Consider the following 13,843-nt stretch of genomic DNA (forward strand, 5'->3'; position numbering starts at 1 on the left):
GTCTGATTGCTACCTATACACAAGATATGGTGTTTTAAATAATCTGAGATACAAGATAGTGAGGTTTGACGCTATTTGCAAGTCTCAATTCAGGGGGTATCTTGTGGATATCTTGAGGATAATGAAAAGCGTTAGTGATGACTAACCCTGAAGCTCAAATTGAGATTAGCGTGCGACATTGATGACGTTTTTTTGCGCAAATTTCACTGTGTGATCGATCGCTAAAATAAGCAGCGATCGCGATCGCAAGGATTGACCCTTAGCCTAAATTGCATTACCAGCGAAGGGCGCATTTTTTCGCCGTTAATGGGATTCGGTTGGGCCGTTAACCTTGGTCAATCCGTTACTGCTATTTGGCCAATGCTTGGCTTAAGGCCGAATGCAAACTCGATGGCGAGTTAAACTGCGCATAGGCAGGCCATGCATCGGGCGTATCGGCTTCACTCAAATATCCCCACAAGGCCACACCGCCGAGCATGCCCGCCGCTTGAGCCGCGAGTAAATCCCGCTCCGCATCCCCTAGATAGAGGATTTGCTGTGGATGGCACTGCAGCTGCTGCGCGCCCAATAGCATAGGTGCGGTATGGGGCTTAGGGAAACGAGTCGAATCGCCACTGATCATCACTGGCATACGCGAGCTGAGCTTCAGCTTATGCAATAGAGGGCGAGTAAAGCGGGCGGGTTTATTGGTGATCACTCCAAACGGCACGCGGCATAACTCGAGCCAATCGAGCAGGGGAGCGATACCATCAAACAACTGGCAATGGTCGCCATTGATCCTTTGATAGTGGGCGAGGAGTCCTTGCTGTACTTGAGTGCGCAGTGCGTCATCAGCGCCGGGAATCGCCGCATCGACTAAGGCAAAGCTGCCATGGGAGGCGGCGCTACGCATGTCAGCTAAAGGTTTTGCCGCGATACCGACATCAGACAAACTGAGGTTAAGGGCCTGAACCAGATCCGGCGCGGTATCGGCAAGGGTACCGTCAAGGTCGAATAAGACCCCTTTAACCTCAGCTAAGCTCATCTTAATCTACCTTTTGCGTCGCAATCATATAGTTAACATCGACCTTTGGGGTGTACTTAAAGATCCCCGTCAGTGGGTTATAGGTGATCCCAAGTGCATCTTTGCAGAGAAGATCGGTGTTATCGACTAAGGCCATGAGTTCCGATGGCTTGATGAACTTATTATGGTCATGGGTGCCAATTGGCAGCATCTTTAATAGGTACTCGGCGCCGATAATGGTCTCGACAAAAGACTTAATATTACGGTTGATGGTTGAGAAAAACACAAAACCGCCGGGTTTAACCATATCGCAGCAGGCTTGAATGACCGATTGCGGATCTGGCACATGCTCGAGCATCTCCATACAAGTCACCACATCGTAGTATTCGCGGTGATCTTCTCGATGGGCCTCGGCAGTGTTTTTGACATAGTTGATGCTCACGCCAGTTTCCAATGCATGTAAACGCGCGACTTCTAATGGTTCTTCACCCATATCGAGGCCGTCAACGACCGCGCCGATGCGCGCCATGCTTTCGGATAAAATGCCGCCGCCGCAGCCGACGTCTAGCACTTTCTTACCAAAAATCCCGCCTGCCGTTTGATCGATATAGTTAAGGCGCAGGGGATTTAATAGATGCAGCGGCTTAAACTCGCCGTTAAGATCCCACCAGGTTTCGGCCATACGTTCAAACTTTGCGATTTCCTGCGGGTCTACGTTGGTACTCTGTTGCATGCTATTACCTATAGCGGCTGTCATTGTGCGGCCATTATAACGACAATGGGGGATAAACACAGTATTGGCTGATTCTAAGTCTTTGTGGTTGAGTGAAATTTCAACAATTATCATTAATTCTTCGACACTTTGTGATGCAGAGCGGTTTTTCTGCTCAGAGATTAATCAAGTGTTGGCCTCAATTTAACCGTTAACGACGGATTTTATTGAGTTTAATAGGCCAAATTGACAGTGTTTTCATCTATTAAGCCACATCCTTCGCAATTCACGAAGGATAGGTCTGGCGACATTAAATAACTGTGTTAGAATGCCAAATCACGTTTTTGGGCCGCTCAATGATACGGATTATGCGTTGTCGGCTAATTTTCAGGGGAACGAGCAGTTTATGACTGATCTGGCATCATCTATTTCGCCAATTAATATCGAAGACGAACTAAAGAATTCGTACCTTGATTACGCCATGAGCGTCATCGTGGGACGTGCATTACCAGACGTGCGTGATGGCCTCAAGCCTGTGCATCGCCGCGTGCTGTTTGCCATGAGTGAATTGAAGAACGATTGGAACAAGCCGTACAAAAAGTCTGCCCGTGTGGTTGGTGACGTGATCGGTAAATATCACCCCCATGGTGATTCAGCGGTTTACGATACAATCGTACGTATGGCTCAGCCTTTCTCTCTGCGTTACACCTTAGTCGATGGTCAAGGAAACTTCGGTTCGGTTGACGGTGACTCCGCAGCGGCAATGCGTTATACCGAAATCCGTATGGATAAGTTAGCGCACCAGCTCCTCGCCGATCTTGAAAAAGAAACCGTTGACTATGTGCCAAACTACGACGGCACTGAACAAATTCCTGCGGTATTACCGACACGCGTACCTAACCTGTTGATCAACGGTTCATCGGGTATTGCGGTAGGTATGGCGACTAACATTCCGCCCCATAACTTAACCGAAGTCGTTAAGGGCTGTTTAGCGCTGATCGCCGATCCTGCGCTGTCTATTGAACAGCTGATGGAACATATTCCAGGCCCGGACTTCCCAACGGCTGCGATTATCAATGGCCGTAAGGGCATTATCGATGCCTATAAAACAGGCCGCGGCCGTGCTGTCATGCGCGCGCTGGCTGAAGTCGAAACTGAAGACAACGGCCGTGAACGTATTATCGTCACCGAAATCCCTTATCAGGTGAACAAGGCGAAACTCATCGAGAAAATCGCTGAGTTAGTCAAAGATAAGAAGATTGAAGGCATCAGCGGTCTGCGCGACGAGTCTGACAAAGACGGTATGCGCATCGTTATCGAAATCAAACGCGGTGAAGTGGGTGAAGTTGTCCTGAACAATCTCTATGCCCAGACACAGATGCAATGTTCTTTTGGTATCAACATGGTGGCATTGACCAATGGTCAGCCTAAGTTGTTCAACTTAAAAGAAATGCTCGAGTGCTTTATCCTGCACCGCCGTGAAGTGGTGACTCGTCGTACCGTATTCGAACTGCGTAAAGCGCGAGAACGCGCCCATATTCTTGAGGCATTAGCGGTTGCGCTGGCCAACATCGACCCGATTATTGCGCTGATCAAAGCTTCGCCAACGCCAGCAGACGCTAAAGTCAAACTGGTTGAGCAGGGCTGGGCACTTGGCCATGTACAGGGCATGCTTGAAAAAGCGGGTGACGATGCGGCGCGTCCTGAATGGTTAGAGCCAGAATTCGGTATCCGTGATGGCTTATATTACCTGACTGAGCAACAGGCTCAGGCGATTCTAGAGCTGCGTTTACACCGTTTAACTGGTCTTGAGCACGATAAGATCATCGCCGAATACGAAGAACTGCTCGAGTTCATCGCGGGTCTGCTGTTTATTCTGCGCAGCCCTGAGCGTTTGATGGAAGTGATCAAAGAAGAGCTAGAAGAAATTCTTGCTGAATACGGTGATGCTCGCCGCACTGTCATCAACGCCAATGAAATTGATATGAGTCTTGAAGACTTAATCAACGAAGAAGACGTGGTTGTGACCCTGTCACACTTAGGTTACGCCAAGTACCAACCGCTGAGCGATTATCAAGCCCAGCGCCGTGGTGGTAAGGGTAAAGCCGCAACTAAGGTGAAAGACGAAGATTTCGTTGAAAAACTGCTGGTTGCCAACACTCACGATACCATTTTGTGCTTCTCAGATTTCGGTAAGATGTACTGGCTTAAGGTCTATCAATTACCGCTGGCGAGCCGTACTTCCCGTGGTCGTCCGATTGTTAACTTACTGCCGCTGTCCGATGGTGAACGCATTACTGCGATTCTACCAGTGCGTGAATACGCAGAAGATAAGTACATTATCATGGCGACCTCTAACGGTACCGTGAAGAAAACTGCGCTGACAGCTTATAGCAACCCACGTGCTAACGGCATTATCGCCGTGAACCTGAAAGACGGTGACCAACTGATCGGTGTCGATATCACCAACGGTGATGATGAGATCATGTTGTTCTCGAACGAAGGTAAAGTGGTTCGCTTTAAAGAAGGCGAAGAAGTGTCCGTACTCGATGAAAACGGCAACCCAGTGCTGGATGAAGAAGGTAACCCACAAATCAACTTCAAGGGCGTGCGTCCAATGGGTCGCGGCGCGACCGGTGTTCGCGGTATCAAGCTTGAAGAAGGTCAAAAAGTGGTGTCTCTCATCGTACCTAAGGGCGATGGCGCTATCTTAACCGTGACCGAAAACGGCTATGGTAAACGTACTGAACTGTCTGAATACCCATCTAAGAGCCGCGCGACTAAAGGTGTGGTATCGATCAAGGTGAGTGAGCGTAACGGTGCGGTTGTTGGCGCGGTACAAGTTGGCGGTAATGACGAAATCATGCTGATCAGCGATAAAGGTACCTTAGTCCGTACGCCTGCGAACGGTGTGTCAATCATCGGCCGTAACACCCAAGGTGTGACCATTATCCGTACGGCTAGTGATGAGAAAGTGGTTGGTCTGCAACGTATCGATGAGATCCAAGGCGACGAAGATGAAGTCGAGCTGGATGAAAACGGTATGCCAATCGTCCCAGTTGTCGCTGAAGGTAACTCTGTTCATGAAGAGCCTTTAGAAGAGGAACTGGAAGAAGAATTAGACGAAGACGAAGACGAAGAGCTTGACGACGAGCAAGACGAAGACTAATTCGAGAGTATGAAAACGAGCGTCCAATTGGACGCTCGTTTTTTTCATGGCAACGTTTTATTTTATGAATTCTAATATCATGGTTTGTAAATAAGGAGAGTGGCAGTGAGCGCGATTTATAATTTCTGTGCAGGTCCTGCGATGTTACCCGCAGCGGTAATGAAAAAAGCACAACAGGAATTACTCGATTGGAATGGGCTAGGTGTCTCCGTGATGGAAGTCAGCCACAGAGGTAAGGAATTTATCGCGCTGACCAAGCAAGCTGAGGCGGATTTACGCGAGCTGATGCACATTCCACAGAACTATCATGTGCTGTTTATGCACGGCGGTGGTCGCGGTCAGTTCTCTGCCGTTGTGAATAATTTTTTAGGCAACCAAGGCCGAGCCCTGTATTTAGTCAGTGGTCAATGGTCTTCTGCAGCGTTAGCCGAAGCACAAAAGCTGGCGGGCGACACGCAAATTGATAGCCTTAACATTGTTGAAAAACATAATGGACTCAATGCAGTAGTGTTGCCTGATCTGCATAAGATTGATGCCGATTACCGTTATGTGCACTATTGCCCAAATGAGACAGTTGATGGTATCGAAATTTTTGATGAGTTAGACAGTCCATGGCCAATTGTCGCGGACTTATCATCTACCATCATGTCTCGCGAAATCGATGTCAGTCGTTACGGCTTAATCTATGCTGGCGCACAGAAGAACATTGGTCCTTCGGGCTTATCAATTGTGATCGTGCGTGATGATATGTTGAAACTGCCGAGTTTAACCCAATCATCCATCATGGATTACCGTTTAGCGGTGGAGCATGACTCTATGTTCAATACGCCGCCAACCTTTGCTTGGTACTTAGCGGCTGAAGTGTTTGCCTGGCTCAAATCCTTAGGTGGTGTGGCCAGTATCGCGAAAATCAATCAGCAAAAAGCGCAAATGCTGTATGCCTGTATCGATGCCAATCCTTTCTATAAAAATGGTGTCGTCGCGGCAAACCGCTCACAAATGAACGTGACTTTCCAACTGGCGGATGAATCCCTTGATGGCGCCTTCTTAAAAGAGGCCGAAGCGGCGGGCCTAGTGGCCTTAAAAGGGCACCGAATCGTTGGTGGCATGCGTGCCAGCCTTTACAATGCTATGCCACTTGAAGGCGTAGCTGCGCTGGTGAGCTTTATGAACGAATTTGCGGCAAAGCATAGCTAGGCCAAGCCATGAAGTTTACCTAACTTGCTTAACTCGCTAATTGATACGTGTCGTTTAAAGTCAGTTTTAACAGCGTAAAGTGAGAAAAAAACGAATGCCTAGGCATTCGTTTTTTATTGGTTGCATAAAGCTAAATGCTTATTTAAAGCAGACTCTTATGTGAAAGCGGCATTTATGTCAAAGCTGGCACTAAGTAAGAGCTGAAGTGTAAGGCGAGGGGACTTAGGCCGAATTAGGCGCTTTATCCCAACAGTCTTGTTACAGTACTTCGGCAATCGACTTAGCTAAGTAATCCACATTGTCTTCGCTAATGCCTGCAATGCTAATGCGGCTCGAACCCACCATATAAATGCTGAATTCTTTCTGCAGACGCGCCACTTGCTCAGGATTAACCCCTAGGAAAGAGAACATGCCTTTTTGACGTGCGATAAAGCTAAAGTCGCGGTCCACGCCATTGGTTTTGAGGTTTTCCACTAAAATGGCGCGGTTACCGTTGATACGGTCGCGCATTACTTTGAGCTCATCTAACCACTCTTGCTTTAATTCTGCCGAACCTAGAATGGTTTCGACAATCGCCGCGCCGTGGGCTGGCGGCATGGAGTAGAGGCAACGAACTACGTAAAGCAGTACTGATTGCGCGATGCTTGCCGTGTTTGCATCTTTTGCAACCACAGAGCATGAACCGATACGCTCACGGTACAGACCAAAGTTTTTCGAGCAAGAGCTACACAGGATCATATTATCGACCGCGGCGGCCATTTTACGCACGCCGTAGGCATCGATATCGACCCCATCACCAAAACCTTGGTAAGCCATGTCGATAAGCGGGGTAAAACCTTGCTCCTTGGTGAGGGCAACCACTTTATCCCATTGTTCTGCCGTTAAATCCATCCCGCTCGGGTTATGGCAACAGGCGTGGAATAGCACAACATCGTTCGGGCCAATCTGCGCAAGCGCGCTGAGCATCTCATCAAACTTTAACGATTTAGTGTCGTAATCATAGTAAGGGTAGGTTTTAACAGTCAGACCCGCCGCTTCAAACAAGCCTATATGGTTAGCCCATGTGGGATCGCTCACCCATAGCACAGCATTAGGATTGCAGCGTTTAATAAAATCACCGGCAACGCGCAGGGCGCCTGTACCACCAGGCGTGGATACAGTACGAATTCGGTTGGCGATAATCGCGCTGTGATCACTGCCAAAGGCTAATTCTGTTATCAGGGTATTAAACTGAGGCGAACCGGTTGGGCCGATATACACTTTGGTGGTTTCAGTGTCTAAACGGAATTTTTCGGCTTTTTTCACGCAATTAAGGATGGGAGTGTTTCCAGCGGGATCCTTATAAACGCCCACACCTAAGTCGACTTTTTGAGGATGTGAGTCTTCACGGTACTGGGTTAATAGGCCGAGGATAGGATCCGCAGGCATTGCGACGAGTGAGTTAAACATGGCTCCATCTACCTTTTTGGTTATATTGCGACAACATGAATTGCAAAGAATATGCGTGATTTATCGTTTGAAACCTAGAATAGCGTGGATAGATGAAAAATTTAAAGCAAAAACTGTGAACTATGGCCAATTAATCTGGCAAAAAAGCCTGCCAAAAAACGCTTTAGATCACAATTTAACCGCAGATATTTTGTGTTTTTGTTATTTTTAGACTGACTTGAGTAATTTTCCGGTTTAAAAAGCCGTTTTTTAGTAAAAAACGGTTGAATCCTGCGTCACTATCGGTAATTTTATAACGACGAAGCACCAACAAGGTCCCCAATCTCCTTTAATTTGTAATCTTAACTTGACGCCATGTAGCGTGAGGTTGCCATTTACCTATTTTCAGTCTGCGTGCCATCGATGGTTACGCCCTAAGAGAAAGAAGATTTATTCATGAAGCAATTACGTCTTGAACCTGTTGTGCAAGTCCGCGGTGAGATCAATATCCCTGGCTCAAAAAGCATTTCTAACCGCGCGTTATTATTGGCGACCTTAGCTAAAGGCACCACCACGCTAACCAATTTGCTCGACTCCGATGATATTCGTCATATGTTGGCGTCTTTAAAGCAGTTGGGGGTTGAATACCGCTTATCGCAAAATAATACTGTCTGCGAGCTTATTGGTTTAGGTGGCGCTATCTCGGCGGACACCGCGCAAACGTTGTTTCTAGGCAATGCGGGCACGGCTATGCGTCCATTGTGCGCTGCGCTGACCTTAGGTCGTGGCGAATTTACCCTAACGGGCGAACCGCGCATGGAAGAGCGTCCCATTGGTGACTTGGTCGATGCCCTAAAACAATTGGGCGCTAATATTGTGTACCTTAAGAATGAAGGGTTTCCGCCTCTGGCCATCAATGCAACCGGGCTTAACGGTGGCGATGTGGAAATTGCTGGCGATCTGTCTAGCCAATTCTTAACCGCGCTGTTAATGGTTGCCCCCCTCGCTAAGGACAGTGTGAATATTCATGTCAAAGGTGAACTGGTTTCAAAACCTTATATCGACATTACCTTAGCCTTGATGGCCCAGTTTGGCGTTCAGGTGATTAACCATGACTATGCCCGCTTTGAGATCCCAGCTGGGCAGCAGTATGTGTCTCCGGGTAAAGTGTTAGTAGAAGGGGATGCATCTTCTGCATCTTACTTTTTAGCAGCGGGAGCCATTAAAGGCGGCGAAGTGAAAGTCACTGGTGTTGGCCGTTTAAGCATTCAGGGCGATGTGAAATTTGCCGATGTGCTGGAAAAAATGGGCGCTGATATTGAGTGGGGCGATGATTACATTATTGCCCGTGGCGCGCCGTTAACCGCGGTTGATTTAGACATGAATCATATTCCCGATGCGGCAATGACCATTGCCACCGCGGCCTTGTTTGCTAAGGGCACGACCACCATTCGTAACATCTATAACTGGCGCATTAAAGAGACCGACCGATTAGCTGCGATGGCCACAGAGCTGCGTAAAGTGGGAGCGTTAGTGGAAGAGGGGCATGATTATATTCAAATCACGCCGCCAGCTGTGTTGAATACCGCAGAGATTGATACTTATAACGACCACCGCATGGCCATGTGCTTCTCCATGATGGCCTTTGCCAATTGCGGGATCACTATCAACGATCCCGACTGCACCTCGAAAACCTTCCCTGATTATTTTGCCCAATTTGCCAGTCTGAAAGTCTAATTGCACCCAATAACAGACTGAATTTGGTCATATCAAGATGATGAAGCCGCATTTGAGCGGCTTCTAAACTTCATAAAAAATCCACGGATTTTATTTGTATAGTATTGTACAATGCGGCGCGCTCATTTTCGGGGCTCTAGTTAAGAACTCACGGATGATGATTATTTTTTGCGGAGGAATGTATGTCTGAACGGGCTCCTGTAGTCACAATCGACGGCCCAAGTGGTGCTGGTAAAGGGACAATTAGCCAATTATTGGCTAAGCATCTTGGATGGCAACTGCTTGATAGTGGTGCTATTTACCGAGTGCTTGCGTTAGCTGCAATTCACCACGATGTAGAACTGGAAAATGAAGAATCCATCACACTCCTTGCTGCGCACCTTGATGTGAAATTTTTAACCGGCAACGAGAAAGATCCAGTTCAAGTGATCTTAGAAGGTGAAGACGTCACTACTGCGATACGTACTCAAGAATGCTCAAATGCGGCCTCTAAAGTGGCGGCATTTCCCCGTGTACGGGAAGCCTTATTACGCCGTCAACGTGCCTTTAGAACAGCACCTGGATTAATCGCCGATGGCCGCGACATGGGCACGGTTGTTTTCCCAACGGCATCGGCTAAATTATATTTAACTGCTTCTGCAGAGGAGCGAGCTCAAAGACGCTATAATCAGTTGCAGGACAAGGGCTTCGATGTTAATATCGAGCGCCTTTTAGCTGAAATTATCGAGCGTGACGACCGCGATATGAATCGTCCAGTGGCCCCTTTGGTCCCTGCCGAGGATGCGCTCGTTATCGATACTAGCGATAAAGGTATTGATGAAGTACTTGAGCTTGCGCTCAACTACATCAACCAAAAATTATCCAACACTAACTAAGTTATTGTTTGGATAGGTATTCGTATTAAGGATGATACGGATAATTTGACTGACTCCACGTCTAGGATTGACTGTGGTTTATTACATTAAAGTAACCTAAACATGACTGAATCTTTTGCTGATCTATTTGAACAATCCCTTCAAACTCTGGAATTCCGTCCAGGCTCTATCGTTCGTGGTACTGTAGTTGCTATCGAAAACGGTATGGTTCTGGTTGATGCCGGTCTGAAGTCTGAAAGCCCAATCCCAGCTGAACAATTCAAAAACGCTCAAGGCGTTTTAGAAATCGCTGTTGGTGATGAAGTTGACGTAGCTCTTGACTCTGTTGAAGACGGCTTCGGTGAGACTCAACTGTCTCGCGAAAAAGCGAAACGTCACGAAGCTTGGATCGTTCTGGAAAAAGCTTACGAAGATGCTGAAACTGTAATCGGTATCATCAATGGTAAAGTGAAAGGCGGTTTCACTGTTGAATTAAACGGTATCCGTGCCTTCTTACCAGGTTCTCTAGTTGACGTGCGCCCAGTTCGCGACACCGCTCACTTAGAGTACAAAGAATTAGAATTCAAAGTTATCAAACTAGACCAGAAGCGTAACAACGTTGTTGTTTCTCGTCGTGCAGTTATCGAATCAGAAAGCAGCGCAGAGCGTGATGCACTGTTAGAAAACCTGCAAGAAGGTCAAGCAGTTAAAGGTATCGTTAAGAACCTGACTGACTACGGTGCATTCGTAGATTTAGGTGGTGTTGACGGTCTGTTACATATCACTGATATGGCATGGAAACGCGTTAAGCACCCATCTGAAATCGTAAACGTTGGTGACGAAATCAACGTTAAAGTTCTGAAGTACGATCGTGAGCGCACTCGTGTGTCTTTAGGTCTGAAACAACTTGGCGAAGATCCATGGTTAGAAATCAGCAAGCGCTACCCAGAAAACACTAAGTTAACTGGTCGCGTAACTAACCTGACTGACTACGGCTGTTTCGTTGAAATCGAAGAAGGCGTTGAAGGCTTAGTTCACGTTTCTGAAATGGATTGGACTAACAAGAACATTCACCCATCTAAAGTGGTTAACTTAGGTGATGAAGTTGAAGTTCTGGTTCTGGACATCGATGAAGAGCGTCGTCGTATTTCTCTAGGTCTGAAGCAATGTAAGACCAACCCATGGGATGACTTCGCAACTCGTTACAACAAAGGCGACAAGGTTTCTGGTAAGATCAAGTCAATCACTGACTTCGGTATCTTCATCGGTCTTGACGGCGGTATCGATGGTTTAGTTCACCTGTCTGACATTTCTTGGAACGGTACTGGCGAAGACGCAGTATCTGAGTACAAGAAAGGCGACGAAATCCACGCAGTGGTTCTGTCTGTTGACCCAGAGCGCGAGCGCATCAGCTTAGGCGTTAAGCAAACTGAAGACGATCCATTCAACGCTTACTTAGCTGACAAGAAGAAAGGTACTATCGTAAACGGTACTGTTTCTGCTGTTGATGCTAAAGGTGTGACTGTTGAACTAGCTGACACTGTTGAAGGTTACATCCGTGTAGCTGACATCAGCCGTGAGCGCATCGAAGATGCATCTACTGTTTACTCAGTAGGTGACGCTATCGAAGCTAAGTTCATGGGTGTTGACCGTAAGAACCGTTCTATCAGCCTGTCAATCAAAGCGAAAGACGAAGCTGAAGAAAAAGAAGTAATGGCGACCTTGAATAAACAAGAAGACGCTGTTATTAGTAATGCAATGGCTGAAGCGTTTAAAGCAGCTCGCAAATAATCGCCTGTTGTATGGGGAGTTTTTCTCCCCATTAGGTGACTGTGTTTGGCTTGATAATAGGGGATAGCTAGGATGACAAAATCCGAACTGATCGAAAAACTCGCCACCAGGCAGTCGCAGCTGTCGGCGAAAGAGGTTGAAGGCGCAATCAAAGAGATGTTGGAGCAAATGGCAACAACATTAGAAAGCGGTGATCGTATTGAGATCCGTGGCTTTGGTAGTTTCTCGCTTCATTATCGTGCACCGCGTACTGGCCGTAATCCAAAGACTGGTTCATCAGTCGAATTGGAAGGCAAATACGTCCCGCACTTTAAGCCAGGCAAAGAACTGCGCGAACGCGTTGACGCAGTTAATGTATAATTGACCGCATTACAAAAAGCCTCCGTAAGGGGGCTTTTTTATATCTAATGCAAGGCAAAGCTGGTCAGCTCAGTAAATTTCTTGGATAATCAGAAAATTGAAAGGCGTTTAAGGGAGTGCGACGTGAAATCTTTTGTAGCGACAGTCCTTGTGGCACTGTTATTTATCGTGGCATTGATTTTTGGTGCGCGTAATGAACAAGTAGTGACGATCAGCTACTTTGTGGCTCAGGGTGAGTACCGTTTACCCGTAGTCTTGGCCGTGGTTTTCTTTGCTGGCTTTATGTTGAGTTGGCTTGTGGCCAGCTATTATATTGTCAAACTCAAATTGGCTTTAGCGGCAACCAGAAAGAAGTTAACGGTCCAAACCGCTAAAAATCCTCAAGGTGTAGACGCCTAATATGCTTGAGATCCTCTTCCTGTTGCTCCCTATTGCTGCCGGTTACGGCTGGTATATGGGGCGGCGGAGCATAAGGCAAAACCAGAGTAATCAGCGTAAACAATTAAGTCGTGATTATTTCACCGGCTTAAATTTCCTGTTGTCGAACGAGTCAGACAAAGCGGTCGACTTGTTTATCAGTATGCTCGATGTGGATGATGAAACTATCGATACCCATCTTTCCCTCGGTTCGTTATTTCGCAAACGCGGTGAAGTTGACCGTTCCATTCGTATCCATCAGAACTTAATTGCACGACCAACGCTCACCAATGAGCAGCGCGATATGGCTATGATGGAACTGGGTAAAGATTACCTTGCCGCAGGGTTTTACGACCGCGCTGAGGAAATTTTCTTGAATTTAGTGAGTCAAGATGATCACAGTGAAGAGTCTGAAACTCAGCTGATTGCCATTTATCAGGTGATTAAGGAATGGCAAAAAGCCATCGACATCACCAAACGCTTAAGCCGTAAGCGTCAGCAGGCACTCAAACCGATTATTGCCCATTTTTATTGCCAGCTTGCGGATGAATCCGGGGATGATGCGGATAAAATAAAGCTGCTGCAACAGGCATTAAAACAAGATCCTAAGTGCGGCCGAGCCTTGCTCACGCTCGCCAAAAAATTTCTCGATGCTAAGGATTACACCCAGTGTAAATCCATGCTGATGGCACTGAAAAAAGCCGATATAGAACTCTTTGCCGATGCTTTGCCCACCGCGAAACAAGTGTATCGCGATACCCAAGATAAAGAGGGTTATCAAGAATTATTAGCGGGTGCTATGGCCGAAGGGGCGGGAGCCTCTGTGGTGGTAGCGCTTGCTCAACATATGATTAGTCTCGATGAGATAAAGGCCGCTGAAAACATGGTATTGGATGCCCTGTATCGCCATCCCACCATGAAGGGATTTCAGCACTTAATGCAGATGCACCTGCGTCAAGCCGAAGAAGGGCAAGCCAAACAAAGTTTGACTATGCTTGAGCAACTCGTTGAACAACAAATTAAATTCCGTCCAAGTTATCGCTGTAAAGAATGCGGTTTTCCATCCCACACACTTTATTGGCATTGTCCCTCCTGTAAAAAATGGGGCACCATTAAACGGATCCGTGGTTTAGACGGTGAATAACCTTTTGAAAAAACCTGTTAGTGTAACCCAG

Annotated in this window: 11 protein-coding genes; 8 read left to right on the forward strand and 3 right to left on the reverse strand. The window is 47.1% G+C overall.

The features are described from left to right. Positions 1 to 349: 349 nt before the first annotated feature. Together SHEWMR4_RS10085 and ubiG are read right to left on the reverse strand one after the other, a co-directional pair. Positions 350 to 1,024, reverse strand: a complete 675-nt coding sequence (locus SHEWMR4_RS10085) for an HAD family hydrolase (RefSeq protein WP_011622688.1) — start codon at positions 1,022 to 1,024, stop codon at positions 350 to 352. Position 1,025: 1 nt separating this feature from the next. Further along, entirely contained in the window at positions 1,026 to 1,736 is a 711-nt protein-coding gene (gene ubiG, locus SHEWMR4_RS10090; protein ID WP_011622689.1) for a bifunctional 2-polyprenyl-6-hydroxyphenol methylase/3-demethylubiquinol 3-O-methyltransferase UbiG, read from the reverse strand. Between the two features lie 385 nt (positions 1,737 to 2,121). Between ubiG and gyrA the strand changes: the two genes are divergently transcribed. Next, positions 2,122 to 4,884, forward strand: a complete 2,763-nt coding sequence (gyrA, locus tag SHEWMR4_RS10095; protein ID WP_041409038.1) for a DNA gyrase subunit A — start codon at positions 2,122 to 2,124, stop codon at positions 4,882 to 4,884. A 105-nt stretch (positions 4,885 to 4,989) separates the two neighbouring features. Continuing rightward, positions 4,990 to 6,081 carry a 3-phosphoserine/phosphohydroxythreonine transaminase gene (gene serC, locus SHEWMR4_RS10100; protein WP_011622691.1) on the forward strand — a complete coding sequence of 364 codons (1,092 nt, stop codon included), beginning with the start codon at positions 4,990 to 4,992 and terminating at the stop codon, positions 6,079 to 6,081. 258 nt (positions 6,082 to 6,339) lie between these two features. On the opposite strand, the gene SHEWMR4_RS10105 is transcribed toward serC, so the two are convergent. After that, positions 6,340 to 7,530 carry an amino acid aminotransferase gene (locus SHEWMR4_RS10105; protein WP_011622692.1) on the reverse strand — a complete coding sequence of 397 codons (1,191 nt, stop codon included), beginning with the start codon at positions 7,528 to 7,530 and terminating at the stop codon, positions 6,340 to 6,342. A gap of 435 nt (positions 7,531 to 7,965) precedes the next feature. On the opposite strand from SHEWMR4_RS10105, the gene aroA reads away from it, so the two are divergent. The 6 genes from aroA to lapB all read left to right on the forward strand — a co-directional run bounded on the left by aroA (position 7,966) and on the right by lapB (position 13,812). Then, positions 7,966 to 9,246, forward strand: a complete 1,281-nt coding sequence (aroA, locus tag SHEWMR4_RS10110) for a 3-phosphoshikimate 1-carboxyvinyltransferase (protein ID WP_011622693.1) — start codon at positions 7,966 to 7,968, stop codon at positions 9,244 to 9,246. 182 nt (positions 9,247 to 9,428) lie between these two features. Then, positions 9,429 to 10,121 (forward strand): (d)CMP kinase, encoded by a 693-nt coding sequence (cmk, locus tag SHEWMR4_RS10115; protein WP_011622694.1) that lies wholly within the window; start codon positions 9,429 to 9,431, stop codon positions 10,119 to 10,121. A gap of 102 nt (positions 10,122 to 10,223) precedes the next feature. After that, entirely contained in the window at positions 10,224 to 11,891 is a 1,668-nt protein-coding gene (rpsA, locus tag SHEWMR4_RS10120) for a 30S ribosomal protein S1 (protein ID WP_011622695.1), read from the forward strand. A 72-nt stretch (positions 11,892 to 11,963) separates the two neighbouring features. Then, the gene (gene ihfB / locus SHEWMR4_RS10125) at positions 11,964 to 12,251 is read left to right on the forward strand and encodes an integration host factor subunit beta (protein ID WP_011072380.1); all 288 of its coding nucleotides are present in this window, start codon (positions 11,964 to 11,966) and stop codon (positions 12,249 to 12,251) included. A 123-nt stretch (positions 12,252 to 12,374) separates the two neighbouring features. Beyond that, positions 12,375 to 12,650 (forward strand): LapA family protein, encoded by a 276-nt coding sequence (locus SHEWMR4_RS10130; protein ID WP_011622696.1) that lies wholly within the window; start codon positions 12,375 to 12,377, stop codon positions 12,648 to 12,650. 1 nt (position 12,651) lies between these two features. After that, positions 12,652 to 13,812, forward strand: coding sequence for a lipopolysaccharide assembly protein LapB (gene lapB / locus SHEWMR4_RS10135; protein WP_011622697.1), 1,161 nt, complete (start codon positions 12,652 to 12,654; stop codon positions 13,810 to 13,812). Positions 13,813 to 13,843 lie beyond the last annotated feature (31 nt).

Origin of the sequence: Shewanella sp. MR-4 (genome assembly GCF_000014685.1) — a bacterium.
Lineage (GTDB): Bacteria > Pseudomonadota > Gammaproteobacteria > Enterobacterales > Shewanellaceae > Shewanella.

Coding starts and splice junctions, on each gene's coding strand:
- rpsA (WP_011622695.1), top strand. CDS start 10,224: ATGACTGAATCTTTTGCTGATCTATTTGAACAATCCCTTCAAACTCTG.
- SHEWMR4_RS10085 (WP_011622688.1), bottom strand. CDS start 1,024: ATGAGCTTAGCTGAGGTTAAAGGGGTCTTATTCGACCTTGACGGTACC.
- ubiG (WP_011622689.1), bottom strand. CDS start 1,736: ATGCAACAGAGTACCAACGTAGACCCGCAGGAAATCGCAAAGTTTGAA.
- gyrA (WP_041409038.1), top strand. CDS start 2,122: ATGACTGATCTGGCATCATCTATTTCGCCAATTAATATCGAAGACGAA.
- cmk (WP_011622694.1), top strand. CDS start 9,429: ATGTCTGAACGGGCTCCTGTAGTCACAATCGACGGCCCAAGTGGTGCT.
- ihfB (WP_011072380.1), top strand. CDS start 11,964: ATGACAAAATCCGAACTGATCGAAAAACTCGCCACCAGGCAGTCGCAG.
- aroA (WP_011622693.1), top strand. CDS start 7,966: ATGAAGCAATTACGTCTTGAACCTGTTGTGCAAGTCCGCGGTGAGATC.
- SHEWMR4_RS10105 (WP_011622692.1), bottom strand. CDS start 7,530: ATGTTTAACTCACTCGTCGCAATGCCTGCGGATCCTATCCTCGGCCTA.
- lapB (WP_011622697.1), top strand. CDS start 12,652: ATGCTTGAGATCCTCTTCCTGTTGCTCCCTATTGCTGCCGGTTACGGC.